General features: G+C 29.5%; 13 protein-coding genes and 1 tRNA gene. 12 read left to right on the top strand and 2 right to left on the bottom strand.

The genetic code is table 11. The annotated features are described in order from the left end of the window. Together M3Z80_RS05505 and M3Z80_RS05500 are read right to left on the bottom strand one after the other, a co-directional pair. Window positions 1–1,092 (bottom strand): SGNH/GDSL hydrolase family protein (locus tag M3Z80_RS05505; RefSeq protein WP_293918328.1); only part of this gene is annotated, 1,092 nt, incomplete at its 3' end. Window positions 1,093–1,101: 9 nt separating this feature from the next. Continuing rightward, window positions 1,102–2,343: an OmpP1/FadL family transporter gene (locus M3Z80_RS05500; RefSeq protein ID WP_293918326.1), complete on the bottom strand. Its 1,242-nt coding sequence runs from the start codon at window positions 2,341–2,343 to the stop codon at window positions 1,102–1,104. A 221-nt stretch (window positions 2,344–2,564) separates the two neighbouring features. Here M3Z80_RS05500 and M3Z80_RS05495 point away from each other — a divergent pair, with 221 nt between their 5' ends. From M3Z80_RS05495 to M3Z80_RS05440, 12 genes are all read left to right on the top strand, one after another. Then, window positions 2,565–2,804: a FeoA family protein gene (locus M3Z80_RS05495; protein ID WP_293918324.1), complete on the top strand. Its 240-nt coding sequence runs from the start codon at window positions 2,565–2,567 to the stop codon at window positions 2,802–2,804. A 5-nt stretch (window positions 2,805–2,809) separates the two neighbouring features. Next, window positions 2,810–4,840, top strand: a complete 2,031-nt coding sequence (feoB, locus tag M3Z80_RS05490) for a ferrous iron transport protein B (RefSeq protein WP_293918322.1) — start codon at window positions 2,810–2,812, stop codon at window positions 4,838–4,840. 346 nt (window positions 4,841–5,186) lie between these two features. Next, window positions 5,187–6,842 carry a fatty acid--CoA ligase gene (locus M3Z80_RS05485; protein WP_293918320.1) on the top strand — a complete coding sequence of 552 codons (1,656 nt, stop codon included), beginning with the start codon at window positions 5,187–5,189 and terminating at the stop codon, window positions 6,840–6,842. Between the two features lie 206 nt (window positions 6,843–7,048). Then, window positions 7,049–8,275: an isocitrate dehydrogenase (NADP(+)) gene (locus M3Z80_RS05480; protein ID WP_293918318.1), complete on the top strand. Its 1,227-nt coding sequence runs from the start codon at window positions 7,049–7,051 to the stop codon at window positions 8,273–8,275. Window positions 8,276–8,436: 161 nt separating this feature from the next. Further along, window positions 8,437–8,688: a type B 50S ribosomal protein L31 gene (locus M3Z80_RS05475; RefSeq protein ID WP_105296935.1), complete on the top strand. Its 252-nt coding sequence runs from the start codon at window positions 8,437–8,439 to the stop codon at window positions 8,686–8,688. Window positions 8,689–8,829: 141 nt separating this feature from the next. Continuing rightward, on the top strand, window positions 8,830–9,147 hold the full coding sequence (locus tag M3Z80_RS05470; RefSeq protein ID WP_293918314.1) for a hypothetical protein: 318 nt from the start codon (window positions 8,830–8,832) through the stop codon (window positions 9,145–9,147). A gap of 67 nt (window positions 9,148–9,214) precedes the next feature. Then, on the top strand, window positions 9,215–9,931 hold the full coding sequence (gene bshB1 / locus M3Z80_RS05465) for a bacillithiol biosynthesis deacetylase BshB1 (protein WP_293918312.1): 717 nt from the start codon (window positions 9,215–9,217) through the stop codon (window positions 9,929–9,931). A 39-nt stretch (window positions 9,932–9,970) separates the two neighbouring features. After that, a tRNA-His gene (locus M3Z80_RS05460) sits at window positions 9,971–10,044 on the top strand. A gap of 75 nt (window positions 10,045–10,119) precedes the next feature. Further along, window positions 10,120–10,470, top strand: coding sequence for a hypothetical protein (locus M3Z80_RS05455; protein ID WP_293918310.1), 351 nt, complete (start codon window positions 10,120–10,122; stop codon window positions 10,468–10,470). A gap of 88 nt (window positions 10,471–10,558) precedes the next feature. Then, window positions 10,559–10,891 carry a hypothetical protein gene (locus M3Z80_RS05450; protein ID WP_293918308.1) on the top strand — a complete coding sequence of 111 codons (333 nt, stop codon included), beginning with the start codon at window positions 10,559–10,561 and terminating at the stop codon, window positions 10,889–10,891. A gap of 862 nt (window positions 10,892–11,753) precedes the next feature. Beyond that, complete coding sequence (locus tag M3Z80_RS05445) at window positions 11,754–15,338, top strand: C10 family peptidase (RefSeq protein ID WP_293918306.1); 3,585 nt, start codon at window positions 11,754–11,756, stop codon at window positions 15,336–15,338. Window positions 15,339–15,766: 428 nt separating this feature from the next. Then, on the top strand, window positions 15,767–17,270 hold a 1,504-nt coding region (locus M3Z80_RS05440; protein WP_293918304.1), incomplete at its 3' end, for a C10 family peptidase.

The following is a 17,270-nucleotide window of genomic DNA, read 5'->3' as shown; positions in this document are numbered from 1 at the left end:
GGTTAATACATACTGATCTTCAATCGGTTTTGATGTTCCACCTCCAGCTTTTAAGATTAAAGATACGGACAAAAGGAACAAATCCCCTGAGTTAGACATTCTTATGGAAGGAAGTCTCATACTATCCAAATTTGTAAGATCCTTATCAATAATTACCGCCCCATTAGCTTGACCTTCCACAAAAATTATTTTTCGAGCAGTCAATTCCTCTGCGGAAATAATATGATTGGCTTTTGCCTGATCTAAACCGTCATTATAACTTTTATAAGATGCATTTAATTTTTTTATTTGCTCTAAAGTAAATTGATTGGCTTTAAATGGTTTTGGGGTAATTTTATTAAAATATGGAAAATCAGTAATATCTGGTAAATTAGCCACCACTCCCTTTGCAGATTTCGAAACTAAGGTTTCAATTAGTTTGGTATACACATTTTGGAAAGTTGAAATATCTGTAATAACATTAGAGCCATCACCCCCTGAAGTAGCATAACCTAAAACATCATTGATTCCGATCCATAAAGAAAAGAATGTTGGATCTTGAGCTATTGCATCTTCTAAAGCTGTTGAATTTGGATTAGATGCAAAACGCACAAAATAAGGATTTGCCTTTTTTGAGAATAAATTCAATGGATTTCCATAACCGGCTGCCGTCAAATGAAAAGATTTAGCACCCGGTATACCCATATTTTGATAAAAACTTTGTGAATAGATATTTGTCAAAGTAGTTGTTCCTTCTCCCGGAGAAGTTATTGGTGTAAGAGAACCTTCAGAAACTACCAATATTTTTTTATTATCCACCTTTGCTTCAGATATTCCTCCTAAATCATCAGCCATATAAGGACTCCTAAAATCCCCCCCTCCTATTCGCTTCATTTGTTCTGCAACAATTAAAGGAAATGATTCGTTTTGTCCGGAAATATAAAGTGCATTATCTCTAAATCCTGAAGTAAATGAGCCTCCCAAAGCTACATATCTGGAAAAGTCTGCCTCACCTGAACTAAATTTAGTATCTAAATCTTCACTAAAATCATTATTACAGGAAAGAATAAAATTAAATAATCCAAATAAAATAATTATTATATATTTTCTCATAGTTAACAGTTAAAAAGGATTCCATGATAGTCCTAAACCAAACATAAAACTGTTGAGCTTGACATCTCCTTTGAAATTATAAAATTTATTTACCACCTTTCTCGAATTACCGACATAATACATTCCTGTCATATCAAGCATTAATTTGTTATCTAAGAATTTATATCCCACCCCTCCTGTAATGGCATTATTATCTGTACTAGGCATTTCCGGACTCCAATAATCTTTACTAATCGGCGAAGGATCATAATAATATCCCAATCGAAGATCTAACTTATCGGTTACAGAATATTCCGTACCAATTCTAAATGTGTGAGTAGTATGCAAATTTTTAGGTGAGGATGATATGGTTGGATCGTTGGGATCATTGCCTACTTTATTTTGATGAAAATTTAATGTCAGCGCCTTATATTTATTCCAGCCGGAAATATTTAAATCACTAGAAATAGACCATTGAGGCAAAAGTCTATACGTTATTCCTAACGTAAATTCTGAAGCTAACGGTAATTTTGCATCAAACCTATCATTTTCTGTTGGAAATGATTCACTTCCTACCAATGAAGGAGGAATTTTAAATCGGGCTTTACCGTTTACAGCATCTATATCTATATTGGATCTATAGGCGATACTTATGTCTAAATCTTTAATTGGTTTTACATACACCCCCAAATTATATCCATTACCCGTTGCATTTTTATCTAGTAATTTTATTTTTCCGTCAACTGAAGATATTGCTTTTTGTAAGTTTACACTGCCTACAGCATAGATATATCCTGCACCTACACTTACCCAGTCAGCTAAACGATATGCTATTGTAGGTTGAAAAAAATAAGACCTCAAGGTAATTTTAGTTATTAAATCTTTTCCGGCCCAATCTTGCCCCCAATCAATTCCACTGCCGAAAGGGGTAGTTAAACTAAACGCAACAGATAGCTTATCCGTTGCTTTATATGCAATATTAAAAAACGATGGTGTACTAACAGGGTTATCAGTTTTTGTCTTATACAATGTAGGTTTATTTTGAAAATCGGCATTCCCAAATACCATAAAAGTGCCTGCTGTAAAACTTAATTTCGAAGGAATAAACGATATTCCTGCCGGGTTAAAAAAAGCTATACTTGCATCTCTAGTATGCGCACTAGTATGAGCCATAGCAACTTGTCTGGCTCCTTGAAGAGAAATTCTGAATCCTCCACCTTGCATTATAATAGACATCAGAATAAAGAACATTAAAACTACTTTTCTAGTCATAAATATCATTTCATTAAAGCAAAACTATACGTTTTTTAACAAATCTATAATGATCTATACCCTTTATTTTTAATTTAATAATATACCTTAAGATTTAGTTTTAACAATCTTTTATGCATGTTTTAAATTATAAACGATTAAATAATTTTGTATTTTATTTAGATTAAATACAAATAATCCCTATCTTTGCAGATGAACATAAGGTGTTTAGTTATAAAAATATGCTTACCAATAAATCCCTGTCATTTTTAAAACCAACTCAAGAAGCAAAAGTTATAGGATTTTCTGAAGATGATATTCCCACTAAAATTTTAGAAATGGGAATCGTTCCTGGTGTTTTCGTTAAAGTAAAACGACAAGCTCCTTGGAATGGGCCTCTTTTCATTGAATATGGTAAAGAGAAAAGTACTATAATGCTTCGTAAAGAAGAAGCAGATTGTATATTGATTGAAATGCAGTAGAAATAATGAGTATTAAAACTATTGCTCTTGTAGGAAATCCAAATGCTGGGAAAACGACACTTTTTAATCGCTTAAGCGGTTTACACCAAAAAACAGGAAATTATCCAGGCATTACCGTAGAAAAGAAAGAAGGTAAGTTTGTATACAATTCCATTGAATATAGACTTATTGATCTACCGGGAATTTATAGTCTATGTCCTTCATCTGCAGATGAAGAAGTAGTACTTTCCACACTTGCTAATCCTAAGAGTCCTTATTATCCTGATATCATTATAGTCGTAGCTGATGTTCATAATATGAAAAGAAGCTTATTTCTTTATGAACAAATTAAAGACTTAAAAATACCTACTATCTTAGTTATCAATCAAATTGATAATATCGAAAAAGAAGGAATTCTAATTCGAAAAGAAAATCTTGATGCTTATTTTAGTACACCTGTTATTTTAGTGAGTTCAAGAAAAGGTGAAGGAATTGATACTTTAAAAGAAACAATAAATAAAGGTTTTATTAATGAGTCTTTGGAAACTTTCCAATATCCTCACGAATTTAAAGATGCTGTAGATGAAGTAAAAAATTCATTTGAAATAGATGATTATCTTGCCTGGCTTTTCTTAGCTCAGACAAAAACAACTAATATTCCTTTAACCTATCGTGAAAAGGTGAAGGAAATCGTTAAAAAACATAAATTAATATCGAAAAGACTTCAAATAAAAGAAACTATTTTACGACATCGGAAAATAGATGATCTAGTTGAAAAAATTGTATATAAAGATCCCAACTATCAAACTTTCACCAATAAATTTGATAAAATTGCTACACATTCATTTTGGGGATATTTTTTATTTTTTTCCATATTATTTTTAATCTTCCAAGCATTATTTTATTTATCAAGCTATCCTCAGGATTGGATTGAAACTTTTTTTGCTTATAGCAGCGAACTATTGGAATCATATTTACCTCAAGGACCTATCTCAGAACTCCTTACTCAAGGAATTATTCCTGGTATTAGTGGTGTAGCTGTTTTTGTACCTCAAATAGCAATTTTATTTTTCTTCCTACTCGTAATGGAAGAAAGCGGCTATATGGCAAGAGTTGTATTTTTAATGGATAGATGGTTTCGACCGGTAGGATTGAATGGGAAAAGTGTAGTTCCTTTATTATCGGGAGCAGCATGTGCAATTCCCGCAATTATGTCGGCTCGTAATATTGAAAATACGAAAGAACGATTAATAACCATTTTAGTAACTCCTTTTATAACATGTTCGGCACGCCTTCCTGTTTATTCTATTATTATAGCGTTGATTATTCCTAAAGGAAATGTTTTTTTTAATTTGCAAGGAATCGTTATGATGATATTGTATTTATTAGGAGTCGTAATGGTTTTTATAAGTGCTGCTGTTGCCAATAAATTATTAAAATCTCAATATAAAAGCTATCTTATTTTAGATATGCCTAATTATAAAATTCCGTTCTGGAAAAATGTATTTTATGGGCTTTTTGAAAAGTCTTATAGCTTTGTTGTAAATGCAGGTAAAATCATTATAGCCGTAAGTGTTATACTTTGGGCATTAGGAAAATTCGGTATTTCAAAAGAAAATAACAGAACTAACTATTTTGCTGATGTTCCTTTAGAAAACTCTTATTTAGGAAATTTTGGAAAAACTATCGAACCTGTATTCAAACCTCTTGGTTATGATTGGAAAATAGATATTGGTATACTTTCTTCCTTTGCTGCTAGAGAAGTTTTTGTTGGAACCATTGCTTCCATATATAGTCTTGAAGATGATGGGAATGAAAACATTAAGCTAAAGGAATTAATGAAGAGGGATATTAATCATAATACTATGGAACCAACTTTCAATTTTGCTACAGGTATTTCCATCTTACTATTTTACGCTTTTGCCATGCAATGTGTAAGCACTTTGGCTGTAGTTAAAAAAGAAACTAATTCTTGGAAATGGCCGGCCATTCAATTATTTTATATGACCGGAATCGCCTATTTAGTAGCTTTATGTGCCTACCAACTTTTAAAATAATAAAATCTTAATATCTTTCTGATATTTTTTATTTTATCTAAAACCACAATCTAAGAATTTTTCTTGTCTTGCTGAATTTATTGAAAATTTAGGTATTCTAATCGGGAGGCAATGAATGTAAAAAAGAAAAATCATATAATTTATAATATCTTCATTTAAAAATGATATTTGGATTTCATTACCTCCCTTTTTATTGAAATGATATGAAAATATATATCTTTTCATACTATTTACTTATATTAATTTAAAAAAATATTTTAATTTAAACACCAATATGATTTAATAAAAAAATAATTAGCATAAATTTTTAATTTTTGTAAATTAGCGATTATTTATAATAATTAAGATGATATTTAAAAAAATTTGCTCTGTAAAAAATGCTCATAAATCGCAACTGCTCATTAAAGGATTATATGATTATTGCACCGTTCTTAACCCCGAAAATGAAATCATTTACAAAAATATTTCCAGATATAATTATCGAGAATTCAAAAAAAGAGTTCAACGATATGCTAATATGATTAGAAAACTAGGAATAGATGGTGGGCAAACTATAGCTGTTATGGATTATGATAGTCATCGTTATCTTGAATCTTATTTTGCAATACCCATGACAGGAAACGTCTTGCATATGATCAATTGGAGATTATCTGCCGAACAGATTCATTACACGATCAACCATGCTGAAGATTTGGTAATAATTGTCCATTCGGATTTTTTACCAATTTTGGAAAAATTTGTAGGTAAAATGCCTTCTTTAAAATATATAATTATATGTAAAGATGAACCTACTAATGTACCCTCAGATGTCTTAGATATTTATGGCGAATATGAAGAATTAATGTCTCAAGCCTCAGATAAATACGAATTCGAAGATTTTGATGAAGATGCCGTAGCAACAACTTTCTATACTACAGGAACTACAGGAGATCCTAAAGGAGTATATTTTACCCATAGACAATTAGTATTACATACCTATAATCTAGCAGCAAGCTTCGGATTTTCCGGATCAATTGCATGCCGACTTAGCTCAAATGATGTTTATTTACCATTAACTCCTATGTTTCATGTTCATGCCTGGGGATTTCCTTATTTAGCAACAACTTTTTCATTAAAGCAAATATATCCGGGAAAATTTACGTTGGATGGGATTATTGATATATTTTCTAAAAAAAGACCAACCTTTTCTCATTGTGTTCCTACAATTCTACAAATGATATTGGAAAGTAATGAAACTAAAGATATTGATTTCACAGGATGGAAAATCATTATTGGGGGAGCTTCATTAACTAAAAAGCTAGCTAAAAATGCTTTAGAAAGAAATATTGATATTATGACCGGATATGGAATGTCAGAAACGTGTCCGATTACAATATTAACACATATTGACCCAAAATATAAAGATTTAGACTTGGATAAACAATCGGAGATGAGGATTAGGACCGGAACTCCGGTATTATTTTCAACTGTTAAACTTGTTAATGAGAACGGACAACCGATACAAAATGATGATAAGGAACAAGGTGAAATAATTTTACGTGCCCCCTGGCTTACCCAAGGCTATTTTAAAGACGAAGAAAGAGGTAGAGAGCTATGGAGTGATGAATATTTACATACCGGTGATTTGGCTACCATTAATTCCAATAATTCTATTAACATTACAGATAGAATAAAAGATGTAATTAAAAGCGGTGGGGAATGGATTTCTTCTGTCCAATTAGAAAATATTATTACGAGTCATGAAGCCGTAGCCGAAACTGCAGTAATAGGAATACCAGATGAAAAATGGAGTGAAAAGCCTTTTGCTCTTATTGTTCTAAAACCCGATATGAATCTCACCCATGATGAGCTAAAAAATCATTTAAAACAATATACGGATTCCGGCATATTAAGTAAATGGGCTATTCCGCAAAGTATTAAATTCGTTTCAGAAATTCCTAAAACTAGTGTGGGTAAAATAAATAAAAAATTAATACGAAATCAAATGGCTGAAAATTTATAAATTATTATACTACTATAACTAAAATTAAAAATTAATAGATTACTTTATTAACCTTTACTTATTTTAATATATAATTATTAACCTTTAATAGCTTCTTTCCTTTATTAATAAAGCGATCTTTAATAAAGTTATCAAAATAAAATTAGCTTAAATATTTGTTTTACTTAACTAAGTATTATTATATTTGATACAAATCAATAGTAATTATGCAAAAAATAAAAGTACTAAATCCTGTTGTTGAAATGGATGGTGATGAAATGACAAGAATTATCTGGAAATTTATTAAAGACAAGCTCATTCTTCCCTATTTAGATATAGATTTAAAATATTATGATTTAGGTATTGAAAACAGAGATAAAACTAACGATCAAGTTACCATAGATTCTGCTGAGGCTACTAAAAAATATAATGTTGCAGTAAAATGTGCAACAATAACTCCTGATGAAGCTCGTGTAAAAGAGTTTAATCTAAAAAAAATGTGGAAATCTCCCAATGGTACCATTCGTAATATAGTAGGAGGTACAGTATTTCGAGAGCCCATTATTATGAATAATGTTCCCAGATACGTTCAAGGTTGGACTCAACCGATTGTAATCGGACGTCATGCTTTTGGAGATCAATATAAGGCAACTGATGTAGTAACTAAAGGTCCTGGAAAACTAACAATGACTTTTACTCCTGAGAATGGAGAACCGCAAACTTGGGAAGTATATGATTTTAAAAATGATGGAGTTGCTCTCTCTATGTATAATACAGATGAATCGATTGAAGGATTTGCTCATTCATCTTTTCAGATGGCATTAACAAAAAAATGGCCATTATATCTTTCCACTAAAAATACCATTTTAAAAGCTTATGATGGAAGATTTAAGGATATTTTTCAGAACGTTTATGAGAGCAATTACAAATCTAAATTTGAAGCATTAGGTATTACCTATGAGCATCGTCTTATTGATGACATGGTGGCATGTGCTATGAAATGGAACGGAGGATTTGTATGGGCCTGTAAGAATTATGATGGAGATGTACAGTCGGATACAGTTGCCCAAGGTTTCGGTTCATTAGGGCTAATGACTTCTGTATTGGTAACACCTGATGGAAAAACAGTGGAAGCGGAAGCTGCTCATGGAACCGTAACCCGTCATTACAGATTATATCAAGAAGGCAAAGAAACATCTACGAACCCTATTGCATCCATTTTTGCATGGACCAGAGGTTTAATGCATAGAGGTAAATTGGACAATACTCCTGAGGTAGTTAATTTTGCTGAAACGCTTGAAAGAGTATGCATCGAAACAGTTGAAGGAGGGAAAATGACTAAAGATCTTGCTCTATTGGTAAAAGGGAATAAAATGACTCGTGAAGACTATCTTAGCACGGAAGATTTTTTGGACGCCATAGATAAAGGTTTAAAAAATAAATTACTCCATTAAAATAGTATTTTATAATCTATGAATTTATCTTTTTGTCAAACACTTGATCATACTATTTCTTAACATAATTCTATAAAAGCAATAATATCATACATTTTTCAAATTGATTCTTGATTATTTAGAAATAAAATTGTAATTTTGCAACTCAAATTTTTAGAGAAATGAAAAAAGACATTCATCCTGATAACTATAGATTGGTCGTTTTTAAAGACATGAGCAACGACGAGGTATTTTTATGTAAATCTACTGCAGAGACAAAAGATACAATTGAATATGAAGGAGTAGAATATCCTTTAGTTAAGATGGAGATTTCAAGTTCTTCTCACCCTTTTTACACTGGAAAAGTAAAATTGGTTGATACTGCAGGTAGAGTAGATAAATTCTTTAATAAATACAAAAATTATAAAAAGTAATAAATTATTACTTTTTAGTAAAATATTAGTATACCCATAGTTAATAATTACCATGGGTATATTTTTTTATCTTTTTGGCATAAATATTGATAAACTTAATTACATTACGCACTATTGTGCTTTAATTTAAAATAACCTATTATGAATGCTAAAATTTTAATTTTATTGTTGTCTTTATCTTCCCTACTAAGTTTCGCACAAGAAAAATTTAAATACAGAGAAGAAATACAATCTACAGATGAAAAAGTACAGAAAGTTGAAGCTTTAGTACAAAAAGAATTTGGTGTGCCTTCCTCACCCGGAATCTGGACATCCACTAATTCAGATTATGGCCTTATGATCCGAACAAAAGGAAATACTTTTACTATTAGTGCTTGGCAAATATCTGACAAAACTGATATCAAAGCTAAAATTGAAAATTTCATGTCAAAAGTAAAATCTGAATTGGGATTTAATTAATTATTCATAAATATTTTAAAACTTCAGTAAAGTATTACTGAAGTTTTTTTAACTCTTAATTTAATCAATGAAATTAGATATATTAGCCATAGGTGCTCATCCCGATGATGTGGAACTCGGTTGCGGTGGAACTATTGCAAAAATGGTCTCACAACATAAAAAAGTAGGAATTTTAGATCTGACCGAAGGAGAATTAGGTACTAGAGGAACAGCAGAAACTAGAAAATTCGAATCAAATAAGGCCCGTGAAATACTCAGTATTTCATATCGTGATAATTTAAAATTTAGAGATGGTTTTTTTATTAATGATGAATATCATCAGATTGAATTAATAAAAAAAATTAGACAATATAGACCTGATATTGTTTTAGCAAATGCCCACAACGATAGGCATCCTGATCATGGTAAAGCTGCCAAATTGATTTATGATGCTTGTTTTCTTTCAGGATTAATCAAAATAAATACTTCCAATAACGGATCTTCACAAGAACCCTGGAGACCTAAGCATATTTTTAATTATATACAATGGAATGAAGAAAAGCCTGATTTTATTATAGATATATCCAATTTCTTAGATAAAAAAATTGAAGCTTGTATGGCTTATAAAACACAATTTTATGATCCTAATTCTAAAGAACCTAATACTCCTATCACATCTATTAATTTTAAAAAAAGCATTATATATAGAGCCGAAAATTTAGGACGGCTAATCGATTGCGATGCAGGTGAGGGATTTACTTCTCAAAAATGGATAGGATTAAAAGATTTTGAAAATTTTGTTTGAAAATATAAAATCTATTTCTATATTTGCATTCCCAAAATGGTGGCCATAGCTCAGTTGGTTAGAGCGTCGGATTGTGGTTCCGAAGGTCGTGGGTTCGAGACCCATTGGCCACCCAAAGCTGTAAATCTATTCTACAAAGGTTTACAGCTTTTTTTAAATTCAATATAAAGAAAATAGAGAAGCGAAGAATGACTGTCAATAATAATTGTCAAAAAATAGATAAAGGATTAAATAGTAGAATATTTGCAGATTTATATAATGAGAGAGTTGTAGATGCAGATATTGTTGGTTTAGCTCAGACAGATGAAATAAAAAACTATATGGGGGAAACTATCTTCTTAAAAGAAGGTGATTACGTTTATTTGTATTTGCCAGTTGATGAAATTTTGCCAGAGTATGTTTTCTCTGAAGGGTTTGTTATTCCTAATCCATATGAATTTAAACCATACAAATGGTGTTGTAAATTAACAAGAGAAATTGAATATATTGAAGATATTGAAGATTATGAATCTAGATCGCTGGTAGCTAAAAGTTATTAGTAGGGAATAAATGAAAAAACAGAAATGATGTCTAGATTTTATTCTTCCGATTTTTTATTACTATCTTCGTGCAACCACGGCTAAGCCAGTGCATGGAATTAATGAAGAATACTTTAATTTCAAGTATCGAGAAACCCTGCGCAGCCAGGGCAGAATGCACACCAGTTTTAAATACGACCGCACCGGCCGCCTGACCGGCAAACAAACCAAACGTCCGGGAGCTGGCATCATACTGGATCGCAGCTACAGCTACGACAATCTGAACCGGCTGGCAGGCAAACAACACAACCGACAGGGACAGAGTGATTACCGCTACGACGTGACCGGTCACTATGATTATCAACATCAGATTGAAAAACTTCAAAAAAGAAAAATCTTAATTGAGATTGATTTCAATGCAAATTATACAACCCTGCATTAAAAGAAACATCCTGAAGGATATCAATTTAGGAAGATAACGAACAACACTAAACTAAGACTTTTGAAGAACTAGAAAATATTTTAATTCACTACTTTTATTATTCTCCTGATATTAAATCTATTTTACACCTATTATTTTATCTAATATGTAATTTAAATCCTTGTACAGTTAGTATTAACAAAACAATTAATTACATTGATATATGAAACTATCATTTAATTTCTTAAATATTTAATTGAATTCTATATAAAATAAATAGCAATTTTTGTTTAAAAATTAATTTTTCTAAACTATATAAAGCTAGTATAACTATAAAAAAGTACTTTACTATATATTAATATAATCATTAACAAAGTTGTAAGATATTTATTTTAATTATTGCATAAAATACTTCCTTTTAAAAAATTATTTAAAAAATTCACATTAATAATTATGTAAATTAACTATTTTATTATAAATATTAATTTATTTTTTTATTTATAGGAATATTATTTCAATATATTATTTAAACAAACAATATATAAAAAAATAATGATTATTTATAACTAATTACCAACTAAAATCCAAATAAAATATAATAATTCAAGATAACTATGTTTTATTTTATAATATATTATTATAATATAAAATAATTTTATATATTTGCCACCTATTAACAATTATATATGTATATCTATGAAAAATATGAGAATTAAGTATAAGTGAAATTTATTTATTTGTAAGAATCAGTTCCTAAATTAATTATTAGGGTAAAACGCTCCTTTATATTCTAATTATTCTATTTTATTGTATGATAATTTGAATACATATAATTTAATTTGATTAAACAATATTTTATTTTAAATACAAAACACCTTTGATTATGTTAAACATTAAACTTTTTCTGCTAGTAGCAATAGCTCTTTTATCCTCTTATGTGATAAAGGCGCAAGATATTTCAGAAAATACAGCTCGTAAAATAGCGAGTAATTTCTTAAAATTAAAATCAATTGATCCTTTAAAAAAATCCAACAAGGAATTAAATTTAATTAATATTACACCGTTAATTAATAAAAAGTATAATGGCTTCTATTTGTTCAAAATAGCCGATGGAAATGGATTTTGTATTGTTTCAGCTGAAAGCGCGAGTCATCCAATTTTAGCTTATTCTACAAATTCTAACATAAAGATTAGTAAAAATATTTCTCCTGAATTTTTAAGTATATTAAATAATTACCAAGCTAACAGTGAGAAATTAAGAAGGAATTATTTAAAAAAATCTGTTGATAAGAATAGTGAATTAATAAAAAAAGAATGGGAAGAATTGCTTTCTGATAATTACAATTCTAACTCAAAAATTCTAACCAACCGAGTATCTACTAATTCATCAATGCCTATTAAAATAGAACCTCTTATAAAGACAAACTGGGATCAATCTCCATTGTACAATAAATATACTCCCTTCACCTATGAATCAGAACCAACATTCACTGGGTCTGCCGCAACAGCTATGGCTCAAATTATGAAGTTTTGGAACTATCCAAGTACAGGTAGAGATTCTATAACCTACCAAATACCTTCTTCATATTTTTATTATTTTTATAATTGGAGATGGAAAAAATTAAGTGCAAATTTCCAAAAAACTACATATCAGTGGAATAAAATGCCTATAGCACTTTCAAATTACTCTTCAGATGAACAGATTGATGCAGTTGCAACTCTAATGTCACATGCTGGTATATCTGTAGAAATGGTTTATGGGCCTGTAGGATCTGGAGCTTTTAGTGAAAAAGTACCTAATGCTTTAAAAAAATATTTTAAATATAGTCCAGATGTTCAACTAAAAGATAGATCAAATTATAATTCTGATGAAGAATGGTTAAATTTGATTAAAGGGCAAATTTCAAAGGGATATCCAGTTTATTTTTCATCTATATGTCCTGATGCTGAACATGCTTATATAGCCGATGGATATGATGAAAGAAACTTAGTTCATCTTAACTTAGGATGGAGTGGAGAAGCCAATGGCTATTATTTAATTAATGAACTTAGAGGCTACTCTTCCAGCCAGTTAGTAGTAATAAATATTTACCCTTCAGAATTTAACTGCACTGCCCCATCTGGATTCTCTACTTCTGATACATCTACTAACAGTGCTACCCTTACATGGAATAGTGATAACAATGATCAATTTTATAAAATTCAATTTAAAATAAAGAATGATAGCCTTTGGACTGTCGCCTCAGAGAAAACAAAAGGTTCTTCTTTCGTTTTATCAAACTTAAATGCTAATACTCAATACATTGCACAAATAAAGGCTATTTGCGATACAATTCACTCCGTATCAAGCAATTTCATTGAGACATCATTCCAAACCAAATCAATTGCTACCCCTCCGCAAATATCATGTATCAATAATTTTGAGCCAAATAATTCCTTTGATGAAGCTCATTCAATAAAAGTTGATTCTACATATCAAGCAGGAATTGGGACTTCAACTGATGTAGATTATTACAAATTCACTATTACCAAAAATTCTAATATAGTCATATCACTTAAAAATCTAAAAAAAGATTATGATTTAAAATTATATAACAATAATAAAGATGAAATTGGACAGGGAATTGCTGGTAATACAACAGAAGAAAATATTAAAGTTGATAATATTTTACCTGGCACTTATTACATAAAAGTATACGGATATGAAGGAGCATTTGACACCTCAACATGTTATGAATTAAAAGTTAACTCTTCTTTTTCAAGCCCTTCTTGCAGTAACAATTATGAACCTAATGAATCTTTTGAAGAGGCTTATCCTATAAGTACATATACAACTTATTATGCAGGTATAGGATCAGCTAATGATCAAGATTATTATAAATTTACTATAAACGAAAATACAGATGTATCCATAAGTCTTCAAAATGCTAATTTTATTAATGAATTTACTCTTTACAATTCATCTAAAAATGTTATTGCAAATGATACATCTGATGATATTAACAAAGTAATCAACGCTAAAGATTTAGCTTCAGGCACATATTATATTCATATAAAAGGTAATTTATATCCATATGAATGTTACAGCCTATTTGTAGATACTCAAACATCTCGAAATTCGTGTATTAATAATTATGAATCCAATGATTCTTTTGATAATGCAATTGACATTAAAGTAGGTAATGTTTATTCTGCAGGAATAAGCACATCTAACGACCTTGATTATTATAAATTTAGCATTGACAATAAATCTAATGTAACTGTTAGTCTGCAAAATATTTTTGCAAATTATGAATTGAAAATTTTTAATTCATCTAAAACTGAAATCGGCAGTAAATATAATGAGGATAAAAGTGACGAGATTATTACTATTAACGATCTAGAACCGGGTATATATTATGTTCTAATTCAGGGTGTAAATGGTGCATTTAATGCTTCACAATGTTACAGTTTGTTAGTGAATGCAATCTCTTCTGTTACGTCATGTATTAACAATTATGAATCTAATGATTCCTTTAATGAAGCTAAAAGTATAGCGTTAAATGAAGATGTTGATGCTGGTATAGGTTCTCCAACTGATAAAGATTATTACAAATTCACAATACAAGAAAGTTCCGATTTGGTTATTCAACTTCAAAATCTTCCTAAAAATTATGACTTAAAACTATATGATAATTTAGGATACGAAATTGATAAAAGCACTAATAAAGGTAATATTAATGAAAAAATTGAAGCAAAAAACTTACCTGCCGGAGATTATTATGTATACGTTTATGGATATAACGGAGCTTTTGATACGGAAAACTGTTATAATTTAAAAGTTAATGCTTCTACAGCAAAATCTTTATGTAGCAATAATTATGAACCTAATGATTCTTTTGAATCCGCCTATCCGATTAGAAATATTTTGACTTATTCTTCAGGTATTAGTTCTCCTGAGGACCATGATTATTATAAATTTTACATTGGAATAAATGCTGATGTACGTATTATCTTAGAAAATCTTCCATACGATTACGATCTAAAACTTTACGATTCTTCAAAAATTGAAATAGGAAGCAGCTCTAATAACGATACAAATAAAAAAATAATTAATGCAAAAAATCTCAAACCAGGTGTATATTATGTACATGTGTATGCAAAAAATAACTCATTCGATCCAACGAAATGTTACGACTTAAGTGTTAATTATCAACCTGCACAAAAAGATATAAATGGTAATACTGAGAATTCTGTCATTTTATATCCTAATCCTGTTCAAGATATTATAAATTTAAAAAATTTAGATGGATTGAATATAGATAAAGGTAAAATCACAACTTTTACTATACTAGATAGAAATGGGCGGACTGTTAAAATTCTACCAATTAAGGCTGAAAATGAAATAACTATAAATGTTTCTGATCTGCCTCCAAATCATTATATCTTACAAATAAATGGACAGAATTACAGATTTATCAAAAAATAATATCGTTTAAATTATAAAAAACCGAAAGAAATATCTTTCGGTTTTTTTTGCTTTTCACCTATCGATTTAAGCATATAATTAATAAAGTTTAATTTATTAATTTAATATATAATATTATTTATATATATTATTATAATATTTATTATATAAATATATATACTATCTAAATATAATTTATTAAATTTGAATAACAATTAATTTTAAAAACAAAAAATATTTATGAATTAAATTATATTCTCTTTTTAAATATATTTTTATATAGTATAAAAATATTTAACAATATTATTATCTTTTTAAAAGATATAATAAAATACGAATGCACACTTACTTTCTATAATTTCATGGATGATCTATCCGGTTATATGGAATGGCACACATTCTTACTACAATTTTATTTTACAATTTTTTATAAACATTTATTTATTATTATGAATTTAAAATCTATTCTTTTAGGTATAACTATATTTATATCTTATTTATTCCATGGGCAGGATATATCTGAAAAAACAGCCCGCATTGTTGCTAATAACTTTTTAAATCAAAAAACTATAAAAAAAAGTTCTAACAATGAAAAATTAATTAATATCACCGCTCGTATTGATAAAAAATACGACGGATTTTACATTTTTAATAGTGAAAATGGTTTTTTTATTATTTCTTCACAAAGTGAAAACCATCCGATCTTAGCTTATTCTTTAGAGTCTTCAATACCTGTTGGCGAAAAACAATCTCCCGAATTTTTATATATTCTTAATGAATACCAGGCAGCTAATGAATACTTAAGAAATAATAAGATAAAAAAAATAAACAATGATGAAAGTATTTTAATAAAAGATGAATGGAATGCTTTACTTAATGGAAGGCAGTTACCTTCAAAAAATAGTGATGCTAAATCTGAACCGGCATTTGTATTACCTTTGATTAAAACAAAATGGAATCAGTGGCCATTATATAATAAGTTTGTTCCTAAAACTTACGAAAATTATGATTGTCCAACCGGATGTGTCGCAACAGCAATGGCTCAACTCTTGAAGTATTGGGATTACCCAACAAAAGGAAGGGGTAATCATACTTACCAAATTTCTAATTATTATTATGATTGGAAAGGAAAAACGTTAACTGCTAACTTTGAAAATACTACTTATCAGTGGAATAAAATGCCTACTTCACTTACCAATAGTTCCTCTACAGGAGAAGTAGACGCGATAGCAACATTAATGCTTCATGCAGGTATTTCAGTAGATATGATCTATAGTCCAAATGGTTCGGGCGCATATAGTTCTGATGTTCCTGATGCTTTAGTAAAATACTTTAGTTACAGTACTAATATAAAGTTGAATGATAAATTTTATTTTAATAATACAGAATGGATAAACATTATAAAAAGTCAATTATCAAAAAATTATCCCATTTATTATTCAGGATTTTCTTCGACTGGTGGACACGCTTTTATTGCAGATGGATATGACACTGATAACTTAATCCATTTTAATTTCGGTTGGGGAGGCAAATCTGATGGATATTATCAAGCATCTAATCCAGTAGGTTACACATCAAGGCAAGCTATTATTATAAATATTTATCCTGATGAAAAATATTGTCAAACTCCTTCTTATCTTTTAACTTCCAATCTCACCAGTACTAGTGTTACCTTAAATTGGAAATCAATTTCCGGGGTTGAAAATTACACAGTAGAATATAAGGCAAATACTGATACTACATGGAAGGTAGCTACTACCACAGCTAATGCCTCTTATACTCTTACCGGACTAAGAGCAAACACCTCATACGATTGGAGAGTAAAAGCTAATTGTTCTTCTGAAAATAGTTCTGACTATGCTCAAGATGAATTTAAAACTTTATCAAATTGTTCTAAACCTGAAGGACTAAAAGCTTCTTACCTATCTACTAACAGTGCTTTTTTAAATTGGA

The sequence above is a fragment of the Apibacter sp. genome, assembly GCF_025291155.1.
Taxonomy (GTDB): Bacteria; Bacteroidota; Bacteroidia; order Flavobacteriales; family Weeksellaceae; genus Apibacter.
This window is presented reverse-complemented; position numbering and strand designations above follow the sequence as displayed.

Bases quoted from the DNA above. Each gene is read 5' to 3' on its own strand.
- M3Z80_RS05495 (WP_293918324.1), top strand. From the start codon at position 2,565: ATGCTTACCAATAAATCCCTGTCATTTTTAAAACCAACTCAAGAAGCA.
- M3Z80_RS05500 (WP_293918326.1), bottom strand. From the start codon at position 2,343: ATGACTAGAAAAGTAGTTTTAATGTTCTTTATTCTGATGTCTATTATA.
- M3Z80_RS05445 (WP_293918306.1), top strand. From the start codon at position 11,754: ATGTTAAACATTAAACTTTTTCTGCTAGTAGCAATAGCTCTTTTATCC.
- M3Z80_RS05475 (WP_105296935.1), top strand. From the start codon at position 8,437: ATGAAAAAAGACATTCATCCTGATAACTATAGATTGGTCGTTTTTAAA.
- feoB (WP_293918322.1), top strand. From the start codon at position 2,810: ATGAGTATTAAAACTATTGCTCTTGTAGGAAATCCAAATGCTGGGAAA.
- M3Z80_RS05470 (WP_293918314.1), top strand. From the start codon at position 8,830: ATGAATGCTAAAATTTTAATTTTATTGTTGTCTTTATCTTCCCTACTA.
- M3Z80_RS05485 (WP_293918320.1), top strand. From the start codon at position 5,187: ATGATATTTAAAAAAATTTGCTCTGTAAAAAATGCTCATAAATCGCAA.
- M3Z80_RS05480 (WP_293918318.1), top strand. From the start codon at position 7,049: ATGCAAAAAATAAAAGTACTAAATCCTGTTGTTGAAATGGATGGTGAT.
- M3Z80_RS05455 (WP_293918310.1), top strand. From the start codon at position 10,120: ATGACTGTCAATAATAATTGTCAAAAAATAGATAAAGGATTAAATAGT.
- bshB1 (WP_293918312.1), top strand. From the start codon at position 9,215: ATGAAATTAGATATATTAGCCATAGGTGCTCATCCCGATGATGTGGAA.